General features: G+C 38.4%; 13 protein-coding genes. 10 read left to right on the forward strand and 3 right to left on the reverse strand.

The genetic code is table 11. The features are described from left to right. Nucleotides 1-38: 38 nt before the first annotated feature. On the reverse strand, nucleotides 39-869 hold the full coding sequence (gene comER, locus AC0C45_RS01715) for a late competence protein ComER (protein WP_013085069.1): 831 nt from the start codon (nucleotides 867-869) through the stop codon (nucleotides 39-41). A 96-nt stretch (nucleotides 870-965) separates the two neighbouring features. On the opposite strand from comER, the gene AC0C45_RS01720 reads away from it, so the two are divergent. The 3 genes from AC0C45_RS01720 to AC0C45_RS01730 all read left to right on the forward strand — a co-directional run bounded on the left by AC0C45_RS01720 (nucleotide 966) and on the right by AC0C45_RS01730 (nucleotide 4,624). Next, on the forward strand, nucleotides 966-1,601 hold the full coding sequence (locus AC0C45_RS01720) for a helix-hairpin-helix domain-containing protein (protein ID WP_047932585.1): 636 nt from the start codon (nucleotides 966-968) through the stop codon (nucleotides 1,599-1,601). Between the two features lie 96 nt (nucleotides 1,602-1,697). Further along, complete coding sequence (locus AC0C45_RS01725; protein ID WP_013085067.1) at nucleotides 1,698-2,264, forward strand: ComE operon protein 2; 567 nt, start codon at nucleotides 1,698-1,700, stop codon at nucleotides 2,262-2,264. Between the two features lie 68 nt (nucleotides 2,265-2,332). After that, nucleotides 2,333-4,624, forward strand: coding sequence for a DNA internalization-related competence protein ComEC/Rec2 (locus AC0C45_RS01730; RefSeq protein WP_237892973.1), 2,292 nt, complete (start codon nucleotides 2,333-2,335; stop codon nucleotides 4,622-4,624). A gap of 57 nt (nucleotides 4,625-4,681) precedes the next feature. Here AC0C45_RS01730 and AC0C45_RS01735 read toward each other — a convergent pair whose 3' ends face one another. Then, nucleotides 4,682-4,816: a YqzM family protein gene (locus AC0C45_RS01735; RefSeq protein WP_013059251.1), complete on the reverse strand. Its 135-nt coding sequence runs from the start codon at nucleotides 4,814-4,816 to the stop codon at nucleotides 4,682-4,684. 326 nt (nucleotides 4,817-5,142) lie between these two features. Here AC0C45_RS01735 and holA point away from each other — a divergent pair, with 326 nt between their 5' ends. Further along, entirely contained in the window at nucleotides 5,143-6,159 is a 1,017-nt protein-coding gene (gene holA / locus AC0C45_RS01740) for a DNA polymerase III subunit delta (protein WP_013059250.1), read from the forward strand. Between the two features lie 34 nt (nucleotides 6,160-6,193). On the opposite strand, the gene rpsT is transcribed toward holA, so the two are convergent. Further along, entirely contained in the window at nucleotides 6,194-6,460 is a 267-nt protein-coding gene (gene rpsT, locus AC0C45_RS01745; protein WP_013059249.1) for a 30S ribosomal protein S20, read from the reverse strand. 256 nt (nucleotides 6,461-6,716) lie between these two features. Here rpsT and gpr point away from each other — a divergent pair, with 256 nt between their 5' ends. From gpr to grpE, 6 genes are all read left to right on the forward strand, one after another. After that, nucleotides 6,717-7,829 (forward strand): GPR endopeptidase, encoded by a 1,113-nt coding sequence (gene gpr / locus AC0C45_RS01750; protein ID WP_034648856.1) that lies wholly within the window; start codon nucleotides 6,717-6,719, stop codon nucleotides 7,827-7,829. A gap of 84 nt (nucleotides 7,830-7,913) precedes the next feature. After that, on the forward strand, nucleotides 7,914-8,249 hold the full coding sequence (locus AC0C45_RS01755) for a DUF3679 domain-containing protein (RefSeq protein ID WP_013085063.1): 336 nt from the start codon (nucleotides 7,914-7,916) through the stop codon (nucleotides 8,247-8,249). Nucleotides 8,250-8,377: 128 nt separating this feature from the next. Further along, nucleotides 8,378-10,201, forward strand: coding sequence for a translation elongation factor 4 (lepA, locus tag AC0C45_RS01760; RefSeq protein WP_013059246.1), 1,824 nt, complete (start codon nucleotides 8,378-8,380; stop codon nucleotides 10,199-10,201). Between the two features lie 175 nt (nucleotides 10,202-10,376). Continuing rightward, the gene (hemW, locus tag AC0C45_RS01765) at nucleotides 10,377-11,516 is read left to right on the forward strand and encodes a radical SAM family heme chaperone HemW (protein ID WP_047932588.1); all 1,140 of its coding nucleotides are present in this window, start codon (nucleotides 10,377-10,379) and stop codon (nucleotides 11,514-11,516) included. A gap of 91 nt (nucleotides 11,517-11,607) precedes the next feature. After that, nucleotides 11,608-12,636 carry a heat-inducible transcriptional repressor HrcA gene (hrcA, locus tag AC0C45_RS01770; RefSeq protein WP_013059244.1) on the forward strand — a complete coding sequence of 343 codons (1,029 nt, stop codon included), beginning with the start codon at nucleotides 11,608-11,610 and terminating at the stop codon, nucleotides 12,634-12,636. A gap of 118 nt (nucleotides 12,637-12,754) precedes the next feature. Further along, nucleotides 12,755-13,315 (forward strand): nucleotide exchange factor GrpE, encoded by a 561-nt coding sequence (gene grpE / locus AC0C45_RS01775; protein ID WP_016765598.1) that lies wholly within the window; start codon nucleotides 12,755-12,757, stop codon nucleotides 13,313-13,315. Nucleotides 13,316-13,322 lie beyond the last annotated feature (7 nt).

The raw sequence follows: 13,322 nt of genomic DNA on the forward strand, positions 1-13,322 counted from the left end.
GCTTCTTTTTTTGTTTCAAAGCAGGATTTCTACAGAAATTATGGAATAAGACTATCAAACTGATTGTGAACAAGCTCAATGTCTTCGTCAAATTTTTCATGTGTTTTTTGAAAGACGTGCACAAACATCTCTCCGAGTTCAGCTTCTAAAACTTTAATACCTTCTCCGGTTACACCGCCTTTTACGCATACTTTATCCTGCAAGGTAGGAAGCGTAAATATTTCTTTTTCCAACAGTTTTCCCATTCCAATAATCATATCACTGGCCATGACGGTAGCTTCTTCTTCAGAAATATTTGTTTCTTGAACTGCTGCATCAATAAAGCGTTGAAGCAAAAAGCTGAAGAATGCAGGACCGCAGCTTACGATATCGGATGATACACGCGTAATCGTTTGATCAATAGCCACAGGCTTTGACATAGATGAAAATAATTCATGTAAATAATTTTGGTAAAAAGGCGTACATCTTTCTCCAAACGTGAAAAGAGAAACACCTGCTAATGCCCGATTCGTAATGCTAGGGATAATTCTAGCTGCTTGACTCGGAATGAGGCGTTCGATTTGTTCTACGCTAATTGGACTGGTAATGGATACAATGCAATGATCTTTCGTCAGCAGTGGTTCTAATTTTATTAAAAGGGGGTGAATATCCAATGGCTTAACACAAATAAAAATGACTTTGGATGCGTGAACAACTTCTTCAGCTGTATCAGCAACATTAATTTTTTTATGCTGCTGTTGAATCTCTTTGGCTCTTTTTTTTGTGCGATTCATAATAGTAATTTTAGAAGGACGTACGGCTTTTGATTCAATAAACGCATCAATTAATATTTTCCCCATGTTTCCTGTTCCGATAAACCCTATGTTCACTGATTCATTCCCTCCTTCAAAAGCCTTTTCTTCTAAACACTATGAAGACGTAATGGAATTTATGACGTTACTTCAAAATTCAAAGGAGTGTACAATTTGACTTTTTCAAAAAAACAATGGCTAATTGGCTGTATTTGTTTAGCAATTGGGTTGGCTTTTTATATCTATCGCACAGGCGGAGAGAAATCGGAAAGTTCTCTTCAAACCTCAGATATGATAAAGGCAGAATCTTCTGCTGCAAGAAAAGAAGGAGAGTCGTCTGATCAAGTAATTTCGAGCCAAGATTCCCCATTTGTTATGGTGGATATTAAAGGAGCTGTTCAGAAGCCTGGTGTATACCAGCTTCCGAAAGACGCAAGGGTAAAAGATGCTCTAGCACAAGCCGGAGGCGCTACGAAAGAGGCGGACTTAAGACAGCTCAATTTAGCTAGCAAGCTACAAGATGAAATGGCTGTTTACATTCCAGCTGCTGGAGAAGAAATCCCGCCTTCATCTCCAGTTTCTTCAATCTCTTCCTCAGGAACTTCAAATGATCAGCCCCTGGTTAATATCAATACAGCGAACACTGATGAACTGCAAACGCTAAATGGAATTGGACCTTCAAAAGCGAGTGCCATCGTTTCATATCGAGAGGAAAATGGCTTGTTTCAAACAGTAGAGGATTTGGGGCAAGTATCAGGTATTGGCGAGAAGTCGCTAGAAAAAATCAAAGCTCAAATTACGGTACAGTAGAGACTTATTGACGAAAAAGGAAAAGAAACGCTACACTATGAAAGAGACAAGTATAATTATAATTATTGAGTTTTAAATAAAAAGGTAGGGAATGAGATGAACCGGATTTCATGGGATCAATATTTTATGGCACAAAGCCATTTGCTAGCCTTAAGAAGCACTTGTGAACGTCTGGCTGTTGGGGCTACAGTGGTGCGTGATAAACGTATTATAGCTGGAGGATACAACGGCTCGATCAGCGGAGGCGTGCATTGTGCTGACGAAGGCTGTTATGTGATTGATGGACACTGTGTAAGAACTGTCCATGCAGAAGTGAATGCACTCTTGCAGTGTGCTAAGTTTGGTGTGAAAACAGAAGATGCGGAAGTATACGTCACGCATTTTCCGTGTTTAAACTGCTGTAAAGCCCTTATTCAAGCGGGAATTAAAACAGTATATTACGCTAATGATTACAAAAATCATCCGTATGCTGTTGAGTTATTTCAACAGGCGGGAGTGAAAACAGCAAAAGTTGAACTTGATGACGCAATCATTGACTTAAAAAGTAAAGAAAAGCTTCAATTTGTGACGGATGTTCTCGCTCGTTTAGAAAAAAGCGGAGCGGACGAAGCAGAAGTGATGAATTTACAGCGTGAAGCTCTCGCTTTGTTTACGGCAAATTAAAGGTAAAAGAGGTTTTTTACTTGGTAACAGTAAGAAGCCTCTTTCTTTTAAGAAGAAAGGAGCTAAAAGTGAAAGGATATTATATTTACTGTGCTTTTAGCATGATGCTAGCTTTATATGTATATGATAATCATTCCGCTGTAAGCCTGTTTTTGCTAATCGTGCTTTTCATTTTTCAATGGCTACAATGTCCGAGGAAAGTGGTTATTACTTCTGCACTGTTGAGTGTTTTGTGCGTCTACCTATTAGCTGAGACAAATAAGCATAACAAAACGGTTCTTTTAACTGAATCTTCTTCTTTTACAGGTGAAATTTCATCTGTGCCGCATAGTGACGGCGACAAACTTACTTTTAAGTTTACGGTTCAAAATGAAGAGGTCATGGCTTTTTATAAACTAAAAACGTTGGAAGAGAAACAGCAGCTCGAAAAGCTAACGATTCATCAAGTTTGTCAACTAGCGGGGCAATTAACTTCTCCTTCACCTGCTCGCAACCTTCATGCATTTGATTATCAGCAATATTTGTACCATCAGTCTATTCATTGGCAGCTTAACGTCAAGAGACTTGATTTGGTAAAATGCCAGCTCCCCACTCTAACTCCACTTACGTACCTTACCTTTATTCGTCAAAAAGGAATTAATTATATTCAACAAAATATGTCGGATCCAGGCGCTGGGTTTATGCAGGCACTAATTTACGGCGAGCGCACCGGCATCGAAGAAGAGAGTATCAAGCGCTATCAGCAATTTGGTTTAATACACTTGCTTGCCATATCAGGTCTTCATGTTGGACTGCTGACAGCAATGTGTTTTTATTTGCTCATTCGGATTGGAATAACGCGCGAGCGAGCCATTACGCTTTTACTTTTGCTTCTTCCTGTATACATGGTTTTGGCCGGTGGCAGCGCTTCAGTTGTCCGAGCTGTTTTTATGAGTATGCTGATGCTTATATCGATAAAAATACAAAGAAAAATTCTTTTGGTTGATAGCATCAGCCTTGCTTTTATAGCCATGCTGCTTTTTAAGCCGTACTATTTATTTGATGTAGGGTTTCAGCTTTCTTTTGCCGTTAGTTTTGCATTGATTTTATCGAGTCAGACGATTTTACCTCGTTTTCATTCTTCTTTCAGCCAGCTCATGGTTGTTTCAGCGATTGCACAAGTCAGTTCACTTCCTTTATTGTTGTACTATTTTTATGGAGTATCTCTCCTCAGTTTGCCATTAAATATGGTTTTTGTACCGCTGTTTTCTCTTGTTATATTACCTCTTTGTTTGCTCATTCTTTTTGTTCGTATCTTCTTGCCGGGAGTGAGTGAACTGCTGGAGCAGATTCTTCATGTTCTTTTACTTTTTTGTGAAAAATTGCTTGGCTCTTTTGAGTGGATTCCCGCTGATTTTGTAACGGGAAAACCCCACATTGTGCTGTTTTTGGGCATGTACTTATGCATTTATGCTTTATTTGTGGCGTTCGAAGAAGGAGAATTTTTCGTTCGCTATATGTTTCTTCTCGTGGCATTGTTAGCCGCACAATGTATGTATCCTTATTTGAATCCAAAAGGAACGGTCACAATGGTCGATGTAGGACAAGGAGACTGCTTTATCATTGAGCTTCCTTATCGAAAAGGTGTGTATATGATCGATACCGGAGGAACCGTTTCATTTCCAAAAGAACTATGGCAAAAACGTCGTTCTTCTTTTGACGTGGGAGAAGATGTACTTGTTCCCTTTTTGCATTCAAAAGGAATAACAAGGGTAGATAAAATGATTATTACACACGGCGATTATGATCACGCAGGGGCGGCACAGCATTTATTTTCACAAGTGGCTGTCGGAGAGCTGGTGCTTGGGAAAAAAGCTGAATTAAATGATGTAGAGAATGGCTTGGTGATCGCTGCTCAAAAACAAAGCGTGCCTGTTCAAATTGTTCAACAAGGAGATAGCTGGCAAGAAGGAGGTGTGTTATTTCAGATTATTTCTCCGACAGGTTTCGAAGAAACGAGCAACAACGGCTCAATTGTAATAGACGCTAAGTTAGGAAATTTAAGATGGCTATTCACCGGAGATTTAGAAAAGGAAGGAGAACAAAGAATATTGAAAGACTTTCCAAACCTTAAAGCAGATGTATTAAAAGTTGGGCATCATGGCAGTAAAACTTCAACTTCAGAAGAGTTTGTTCAACATTTAAATCCTAAAGTAGCGCTTGTTTCAGCGGGGCAAAAAAATCGTTATGGTCATCCTCATCAAGAAATATTAGAGCTTCTGAAAAGCTACGGAGTGTATATTTATCGAACGGATGAAGATGGTGGGGTAATGTATGAATTTACAAAAAAGTCAGGAACGTTTTCGCAGCAACTTCCATAGTCTATAGTAAGAAAAACGAACTAAAAAAGACTGCTAAGAAGCAGCCTTGAAGCAATTTTACGAACCCAAGTAGTGAATCACAGTTGCAATAACAAATAAGGCAGTGAAAAAGCCAAATGAAACACCAAATCCTACGGCGGAATCGACAGCGTCGTTGCGTTTACTTTGGACACTTTCTTCAAATTGGTTCATTAACACCCCTCCTGTTTACAGTATAATCTAACTTTTTTTAAAAATCTAGACAATTTAAAAGCGTTTTCACAAACTGACAACAGTTAACAACTATACTTTACGAGCATGAGGAGAAAATAGAGATAAGGGTTTAATCATTAACAAATAAGTAACCTAGGGCTTATATTGTTAATGTTTATCATAAACTGAGGAATTGTCGTTTTAAGGCAATTCCTTTTGTATTGTTGCCAAAAACTCATAACACCTTTACGATAGAAATTGTATTTTGTTTATCAGTAACTATACATAATCAATATAGATGAATAAAAAAGAGGAGCGTATATACGTTGGCAGTTGATAGCTTAAAAAGTATTACCAAAAATAATATAGCCCCCGTTTATTTAATACACGGGGTCAATGCATTTATGAGTAAAAAGATTAGAGATAAAATCGTCGACTATACGTTAAATGAAGAAGATAAAGAATTTAACTTGTCACTATACGATTTAGAAGAAACATCGATTGATCAAGTTCTAGAAGATGCTGAAACGCTTCCTTTTTTAGGAGACAAGCGTGTAGTGGTTGCGAAAAATGCAGCGTTTTTAACGGCTGAAAAATCGAAAGATAAAGTCGAGCATGATCTAGCAAAACTGCAGCAATATGTGGAGCAGCCCCCGTCTTTTTCAACGTTAATTCTACTAGCCCCTTATGAAAAGCTGGATGAAAGAAAAAAAATAACAAAATTATTAAAAAAACAAGCAGCTTACATTGAAGCGAACGAATTTGGTGAAAAAGAAATGAAGCAGTGGATTCATAATTTACTTTCAAAAGATGGAGTGAATATGGATGAAGATGCTGTGACGCTGCTTATTCAGCTTGTGGGTCTTAATGTAACGCTTGTAACAAATGAAATTGAAAAAATGGTATTATACGTTGGACAAGACGGAGTCATTACAAAAGAAGTTGTGCTTAAGCTTGTGGCAAAAACGCTTGAACAAAATGTATTTACGCTTATTGACGCTGTTATTCAGCGAAAGGTTTCTACTGCTTTAAATATGTATCAGGATTTACTGCGTAATAACGAAGAGCCTATTAAAATTTTATCTTTGTTAGCGACGCAGTTTCGTTTGATTTATCATACGAAGCAGCTGTCTAGTCAAGGGTACGGTCAGCAGCAAATTGCTCAAACGATTAAGGTTCATCCGTTTCGTGTGAAAATTGCTTTGCAGCAGAGCAGAAGTTTTGAGGAACAGCAGCTTAAAGAAATTTTAAAGGATTTAGCAGAGGCAGATTATGAAATGAAGACGGGGAAAATGGATAAAGCGCTTATTTTACAGCTGTTTTTATTAAAAAGAGCGCAATAAAAAAACGATCCTAATGGGATCGTTTTTGTCTCAATTATGCAGATAAACCGTTAAGTTTTACTGCTAAGCGAGATTTTTGACGAGCTGCAGCATTTTTGTGGATAATACCAGATTGTGCAGCTTTGTCTAATTTTTTAGAAGCAACAGCAAATGCTGCTTTTGCGTTATCTACATCGTTGTTTTCAACTAAAGCTTCAAAGTTTTTGATTGCAGTACGCATAGCTGATTTAGCTTGAATGTTATGAGCACGGCGAGCTTCAGTAGTTTTTACACGTTTGATAGCTGATTTAATGTTTGGCATCCGTTTCACCTCCCGAAATGATAACAATCGAGATTATATAGAACTCGACATTCTTCACAATAAGAACAAAAGATATTTTATCAAACACAAGGACAGAATGCAATAGCCTTGAAAAGGAATTTTATATGACAGAGCTCTCTTTAAAAGCTTGTAGCTGATATTGCGCCCTTCCTTCCACTTTTCATTTCTTAAATGCATGAATCTGCCAGTCCTCGGTGACAATAATTTCAACAAAGATTGTCTAGGAGGTTAAGAAATGGAAAAAGAACTTAATTTAAGTCAATATAGCGTGCGCACGGATTTAGCCGTCGAAGCAAAAGACATAGCGTTAGAAAATCAGCCTAAACCGAATAATCAGTCAGAAATCAAAGGCGTAATTGTAAAAGAAAAAGAAGAACAAGGTGTCAAAATTTCAATGGTAGAAATTACGGAAGAAGGCGCAGAAGCAATCGGTAAGAAAAAAGGCCGATATGTAACCCTTGAATCGGTAGGCATTCGCGAACAGGATACTGAAAAGCAAGAGGCCATGGAAGAAGTATTTGCTAAAGAGCTGAATTTTTTTATTAAAAGCCTCAACATTCCAGATGATGCTAGCTGTCTTGTAGTGGGTCTTGGAAACTTAAGTGTTACACCAGATGCGCTTGGACCAAAGGCAGTAGATAATTTGTTGATTACAAGACATTTGTTTGAGCTACAGCCTGAAAGCGTGCAAGATGGCTTTAGACCCGTTAGCGCCATTGTTCCGGGAGTAATGGGAATGACGGGTATTGAGACAAGTGATATTATCTTTGGCGTTGTAAAGAAAGTGAATCCAGATTTTATCATTGCAATCGACGCGCTGGCCGCTCGTTCGATTGAACGGGTAAATGCTACCATTCAAATTTCAGATTCAGGTATTCATCCGGGGTCTGGGGTTGGAAACAAACGCAAAGAAATCAGTTATGAAACACTTGGCATTCCAGTTATTGCAATAGGTATTCCAACGGTGGTGGATGCTGTTTCCATTACAAGCGATACAATTGACTTTATCTTAAAACATTTTGGCCGAGAAATGAAAGAGCAGGGAAAGCCGTCTAAGTCGCTGCTTCCGTCTGGTATGACGTTTGGAGAAAAAAAGAAGCTCACGGAGGATGATTTACCTAATGAAGAGCAGCGTCAAACATATCTCGGTATGATTGGCACCCTTCACGATGAAGAAAAAAGACGTCTTATTCATGAAGTGCTTGCACCTTTAGGCCATAATTTGATGGTTACGCCAAAAGAAGTGGATATGTTTATTGAAGATATGGCTAATGTAGTTGCAGGAGGACTTAACGCTGCTTTGCATCATGAAGTGGATCAAGAGAACTTTGGGGCATATACTCATTAATACGCTTTTAGATGAATGAGTTCTTCACAATATAGTCATAATGGTTAGTACTACAGAAGATAAAGAAGTAAGGGGCCTAATAATATGATTAAATTTACTTTAAAATCAGTAGTGCTAACCATTTTTTTACTGTGCATTGTATTTTTAGGGATGCAGACGGCTCAGCAAGGGTTGATTAAAATGAAGGGATATAATGACCCTTCGATTGAACATGTTATTAATGTTTCTAAAACGTCAGATGGTCAGGTGGAAGCTGCTGTTTTAGGTTCAAAAAAAGTCGTGAATATTGATGAAAAACAGCAGTTTCTAGAAAAACGAAAGGCTTTTAACTTTTTCTCCTCGCTAGGTCAAAGTTTAGCGGAAGGCGTAAAAAGTACAATAGGAAAAGCTTTTAAGGCTATCCATCATCTTCTTAATTAAAAGCAGAATCTCTTTCTGCTTTTTTGTATGGAAAAATCCCCAATGGAATGCTTATTGAATGTTGACGAATGTGTTGTTATAATTTAGTTTAGTGTATTTTGCCGATTTTCAGTAGGAGTGAAAAAAATATGGATAGAGAAGCAAGATTGAAACGACAATCGAAAATCAGAAACTTTTCGATTATTGCTCATATAGACCACGGTAAGTCAACATTAGCAGACCGTATTTTAGAAAAAACAAATGCGTTAACACAGCGAGAAATGAAAGCTCAGCTTTTAGATTCGATGGATTTGGAACGTGAACGTGGAATTACCATTAAATTAAATGCTGTGCAGCTTCAATACAAAGCAAAAGATGGAGAAGAGTATACTTTTCATCTAATTGATACACCGGGACACGTCGATTTTACATATGAAGTGTCGCGAAGTTTAGCCGCGTGTGAAGGTGCAATTCTAGTAGTAGATGCAGCTCAAGGTATTGAAGCTCAAACACTAGCAAACGTATATTTAGCGCTTGATAACAACCTTGAAATTTTACCTGTCATTAATAAGATTGACCTGCCGAGTGCAGAGCCAGAGCGAGTGCGTCAAGAAGTTGAAGACGTAATTGGATTAGATGCGTCGGAAGCTGTATTAGCTTCAGCTAAAGCAGGAATTGGAATCGAAGAAATTTTAGAACAAATTGTTGAAAAAGTTCCTGCTCCTGAAGGGGATCCAGATGCACCGCTTCAAGCACTAATCTTTGATTCATTTTATGATGCATACCGAGGTGTAGTTGCATCTATTCGTATCGTACAGGGACGAGTAAAAGTAGGCGACAAAATTAAAATGATGGCAACAGGAAAAGAGTTTGAGGTAACGGAGCTAGGTGTGTTAACGCCAAAAGCCGTTGCTAAAGATGAACTTTCTGTTGGCGACGTAGGGTTTTTAACAGCAGCTATTAAAAACGTTGGAGATACGCGAGTAGGGGACACGATTACACTTGCTAAAAATGGAGCAAGTGAACCTCTTCCTGGTTATCGTCGTCTGAATCCAATGGTATACTGCGGACTGTATCCAATTGATACAGCAAAGTATAACGATCTTCGTGAAGCACTAGAAAAGTTAGAGCTAAATGACTCTGCACTTCAGTTTGAACCAGAGACGTCTCAGGCCTTAGGGTTTGGTTTCCGATGTGGATTCTTAGGGTTGCTTCACATGGAAATTATCCAAGAACGTATTGAACGCGAATTTAAAATTGATTTAATTACAACAGCTCCAAGCGTTATTTATGACGTGTATTTAACAGACGAGACTCATCTGTCTGTAGATAATCCGTCTAATATGCCGGACCCACAAAAGATTGAACGTGTGGAAGAACCGTATGTAAAGGCAACGATGATGGTACCAAACGATTATGTAGGTGCTGTGATGGAGCTTTGTCAGAAGAAGCGAGGCAACTTTATTGATATGCAGTACTTGGATGCTAATCGTGTGAGTATTGTATATGAAATTCCACTAGCTGAAATTGTATATGATTTCTTTGATCAATTAAAATCAAATACAAAAGGCTATGCTTCGTTTGATTACGAGCTTATTGGATATCAGCCTTCGAAGCTTGTGAAGATGGATATTCTCTTAAACGGCGAAACGGTCGATGCACTGTCCTTTATCGTACACAGAGATTCGGCGTACGATCGTGGTAAAGTCATTGTAGAAAAGCTTAAAGAGCTTATTCCACGTCAACAGTTCGAAGTGCCGATTCAAGCGGCAATCGGTCAAAAAATCGTCGCGCGTTCAACAATTAAAGCTATTCGTAAAAACGTTTTAGCAAAATGTTACGGAGGAGATATCTCTCGTAAACGTAAACTTCTTGAAAAACAAAAAGAAGGTAAAAAACGTATGAAGCAGGTTGGTTCTGTTGAAGTACCGCAGGAAGCATTCATGGCTGTGCTTCGCATGGACGAAGATTAATAGCTGAAATTCTATTATTTAACATGTCAAATTAGTTTTGAAAATCAAGCTAATCTGATACGATAGTAAAGAGTTTTGAGCGCTGTAAATAAGTGTGAACGAACATAGATAAAAATACCGCAGAGAGACTCTGCGGTATTTTTATCATTTATAAATGTGATTGAGGTGGAAGTCCATGGTGAAGGCAGCATATCTGCATATCCCGTTTTGTCATCATATTTGTCACTATTGTGACTTTAATAAAGTGTTTTTCAAAAATCAGCCCGTTATGCCGTATTTGGAAAGCATGCGAGAAGAAATGAACCAAACAGTCGAACGTTATCCAACAACCAATTTAAACACGATATTCGTTGGGGGTGGAACGCCCACAGCCTTAGATGAACAGCAGCTGGAGTATTTTTTAGAATCGATTCGTATGTACCTCCCTTATGACGAAAAAGGTGAGTTTACATTTGAAGCCAATCCGAATGAATTGACAAAAGAAAAGCTTCAGCTTCTCCATGATTATGGCGTGAATCGTTTAAGCATTGGTGTACAAACGTTTAATGAAAGATTATTGGAGAAAATTGGACGTGTGCATTCAAACAGACAGGTATTTGAATGTGTTGAGCAAGCGAGAAAGATTGGAATGTCGAATATAAGCTTAGACTTAATTTATAGCCTGCCAGAACAAACGGTAGCTGATTTCTCTTCGACGCTTCAAACGGCTTTTTCATTAGAGGTAGAGCATATGTCTGCCTATTCGTTGATTATTGAACCTAAAACGGTATTTTATAACCTAATGAACAAGGGGAAGCTGCCGTTGCCTGCTCAAGAAGAAGAAGCAGCGATGTATGAGCTGCTTATGAAAGAAATGGACAAACAAGGTTTTCATCAATACGAAATCAGTAATTTCGCAAAGCCAGGCTACGAGAGTATTCATAATTTAACATATTGGAACAACGACGATTATTACGGAATTGGCGCAGGCGCACATAGCTATATAGACGGAATAAGACGAGCAAATATTGGACCATTAAAAAAGTACATTGATTCGGTCGAGCAAAACGGAAATGCATATCTCAATGAAGTGAGCGTGACCGAGGCTGAAAAAATGGAAGAAGAAATGTTTTTGGGCCTTCGTAAAACGAAAGGAGTCTCAAAAGAGGAGTTTAAGAAAAAATTCAATCGAGAATTAAAAGATGTATTTGGAGAACCTATTCAAGAATACAAAGAGAAAGGACTTCTGGGTGAAGACAATAGCTCAGTCTTTTTAACACACAATGGTCGATTTTTGGGGAATGAAGTTTTTCAAGCCTTTATTGGGATAATCTAATATCAAATCGTTGACATCGCTATAGTGATTTGGTAATTTATTATTAGATTTAGCACTCAGAGTTTTAGAGTGCTAACAGAGGTGATGAAGCGTGCTTACTGATCGACAGTTATTAATTTTACAAGTCATTATTGATGATTTCATTCGATCTGCGCAGCCGGTAGGCTCTCGAACATTATCTAAGAAAGAAGAGTTTAATTTTAGTTCGGCTACGATTCGTAATGAGATGTCAGACCTAGAAGAACTTGGATTTATTGAAAAAACTCATACTTCTTCAGGGCGCGTTCCGTCTGAGAAAGGTTATCGTTATTATGTTGATCATCTAGTGTCCCCGCAGCACTTGAAAGCAAGCGACGTTTCCACGGTGCGTTCGGTATTCGCTGAACGCATTGTAGAACTGGAGCAGCTCGTTCAAAAGTCAGCGCAAATTTTATCTGATTTAACGAGTTTAACGTCTATTGTGCTAGGACCAAAAGCGGTCAGCCATAAGTTAAAACAGCTGCAGATTTTACCTTTAACGGCTCAGTCAGCTGTTGCCATTATTGTGACCGATACAGGGCACGTTGAAAGTCGGACGATTACGCTGCCGAGCAGTATTCAACCTTCCGATATTGAAAAAATGGTTAACATTTTAAACGAAAAGCTCATCGGCGTTCGCATTACTGATTTACATGATAAAATGTACAAAGAAGTAGCGACGCTCTTAAAAAGCCACATTCAAGGGTATGAGCAGACGATGGATATACTCAATGATGCATTAAAGCTCAACATGAATGGCAAATTAGTAGTTGGCGGCAAAACGAATATGTTTGCTCAGCCGGAATTTCATGATCTTAATAAAATTCGCGGGCTGTTTAACATTATTGAACATGAACAGCAGTTTTATAAGCTGTTAAGCCCAAATGAGGCTGGCATACATGTGAAAATTGGTCATGAAAATAAATTGAATGAAATGGTAGGGTGCAGCTTAATTACAGCTAGTTATTCCTTTGGTCACGAACAGCTTGGCACAATTGCTATACTGGGACCGACCCGCATGGAATATGCGCGTGTGATTAGTTTGCTTACACTGCTGTCATCAGATATGTCTCAAGTATTAACAAACTTGTATAAAGAATAAAGGAATCGGGTGGAATATATTACTTCCATCCTTTCCCTGTGATAAAATAAAAAACGTTGTTTAAAATGTGAAAATGTGTGTAAACATTTTGTGTAAACATTTAAGGGAGGTGAATGAATTGTCAAACGAAAAGCAAGTAGAAGAACAAAACGAAGAAGTGGTTGAAGAAGTTCAAACAGACGCTGCTGAAGCAACTGAAGCTGAAGTGTCTGAGGAAGTAAACCCTCTTCAACAAGAAAATGATCAATTAAAGCAACAGCTTGAAGAAGAAGAGAATCGCTACTTACGTCTACAAGCTGATTTCGATAATTTCCGTCGTCGTTCACGTCTCGATGCAGAAGCTGCTCAAAAATACCGTGCTCAATCATTAGTTTCGGATATTTTACCAGCACTTGATAACTTCGAACGTGCATTACAAGTTAACACAGCGGACGAACAAACTAAATCTGTGCTGCAAGGTGTAGAAATGGTATACCGTCAATTAGTAGAGGCACTTCAAAAAGAAGGTGTTGAAGCAATTGAATCAGTCGGGAAAACATTCGATCCATACGAGCATCAAGCAGTGATGCAAGTAGAAGACGATGAATATGAACCGAACACGGTAGTAGAAGAGCTTCAAAAAGGTTACAAATTAAAAGATAAAATCATCCGCCCTGCGATGGTTAAAGTGAATCAATAACACTACA

This window comes from Priestia sp. VA7 (genome assembly GCF_055710015.1).

Bases quoted from the DNA above. Each gene is read 5' to 3' on its own strand.
- AC0C45_RS01725 (WP_013085067.1), top strand. From the start codon at position 1,698: ATGAACCGGATTTCATGGGATCAATATTTTATGGCACAAAGCCATTTG.
- AC0C45_RS01735 (WP_013059251.1), bottom strand. From the start codon at position 4,816: ATGAACCAATTTGAAGAAAGTGTCCAAAGTAAACGCAACGACGCTGTC.
- rpsT (WP_013059249.1), bottom strand. From the start codon at position 6,460: ATGCCAAACATTAAATCAGCTATCAAACGTGTAAAAACTACTGAAGCT.
- gpr (WP_034648856.1), top strand. From the start codon at position 6,717: ATGGAAAAAGAACTTAATTTAAGTCAATATAGCGTGCGCACGGATTTA.
- AC0C45_RS01755 (WP_013085063.1), top strand. From the start codon at position 7,914: ATGATTAAATTTACTTTAAAATCAGTAGTGCTAACCATTTTTTTACTG.
- lepA (WP_013059246.1), top strand. From the start codon at position 8,378: ATGGATAGAGAAGCAAGATTGAAACGACAATCGAAAATCAGAAACTTT.
- hemW (WP_047932588.1), top strand. From the start codon at position 10,377: ATGGTGAAGGCAGCATATCTGCATATCCCGTTTTGTCATCATATTTGT.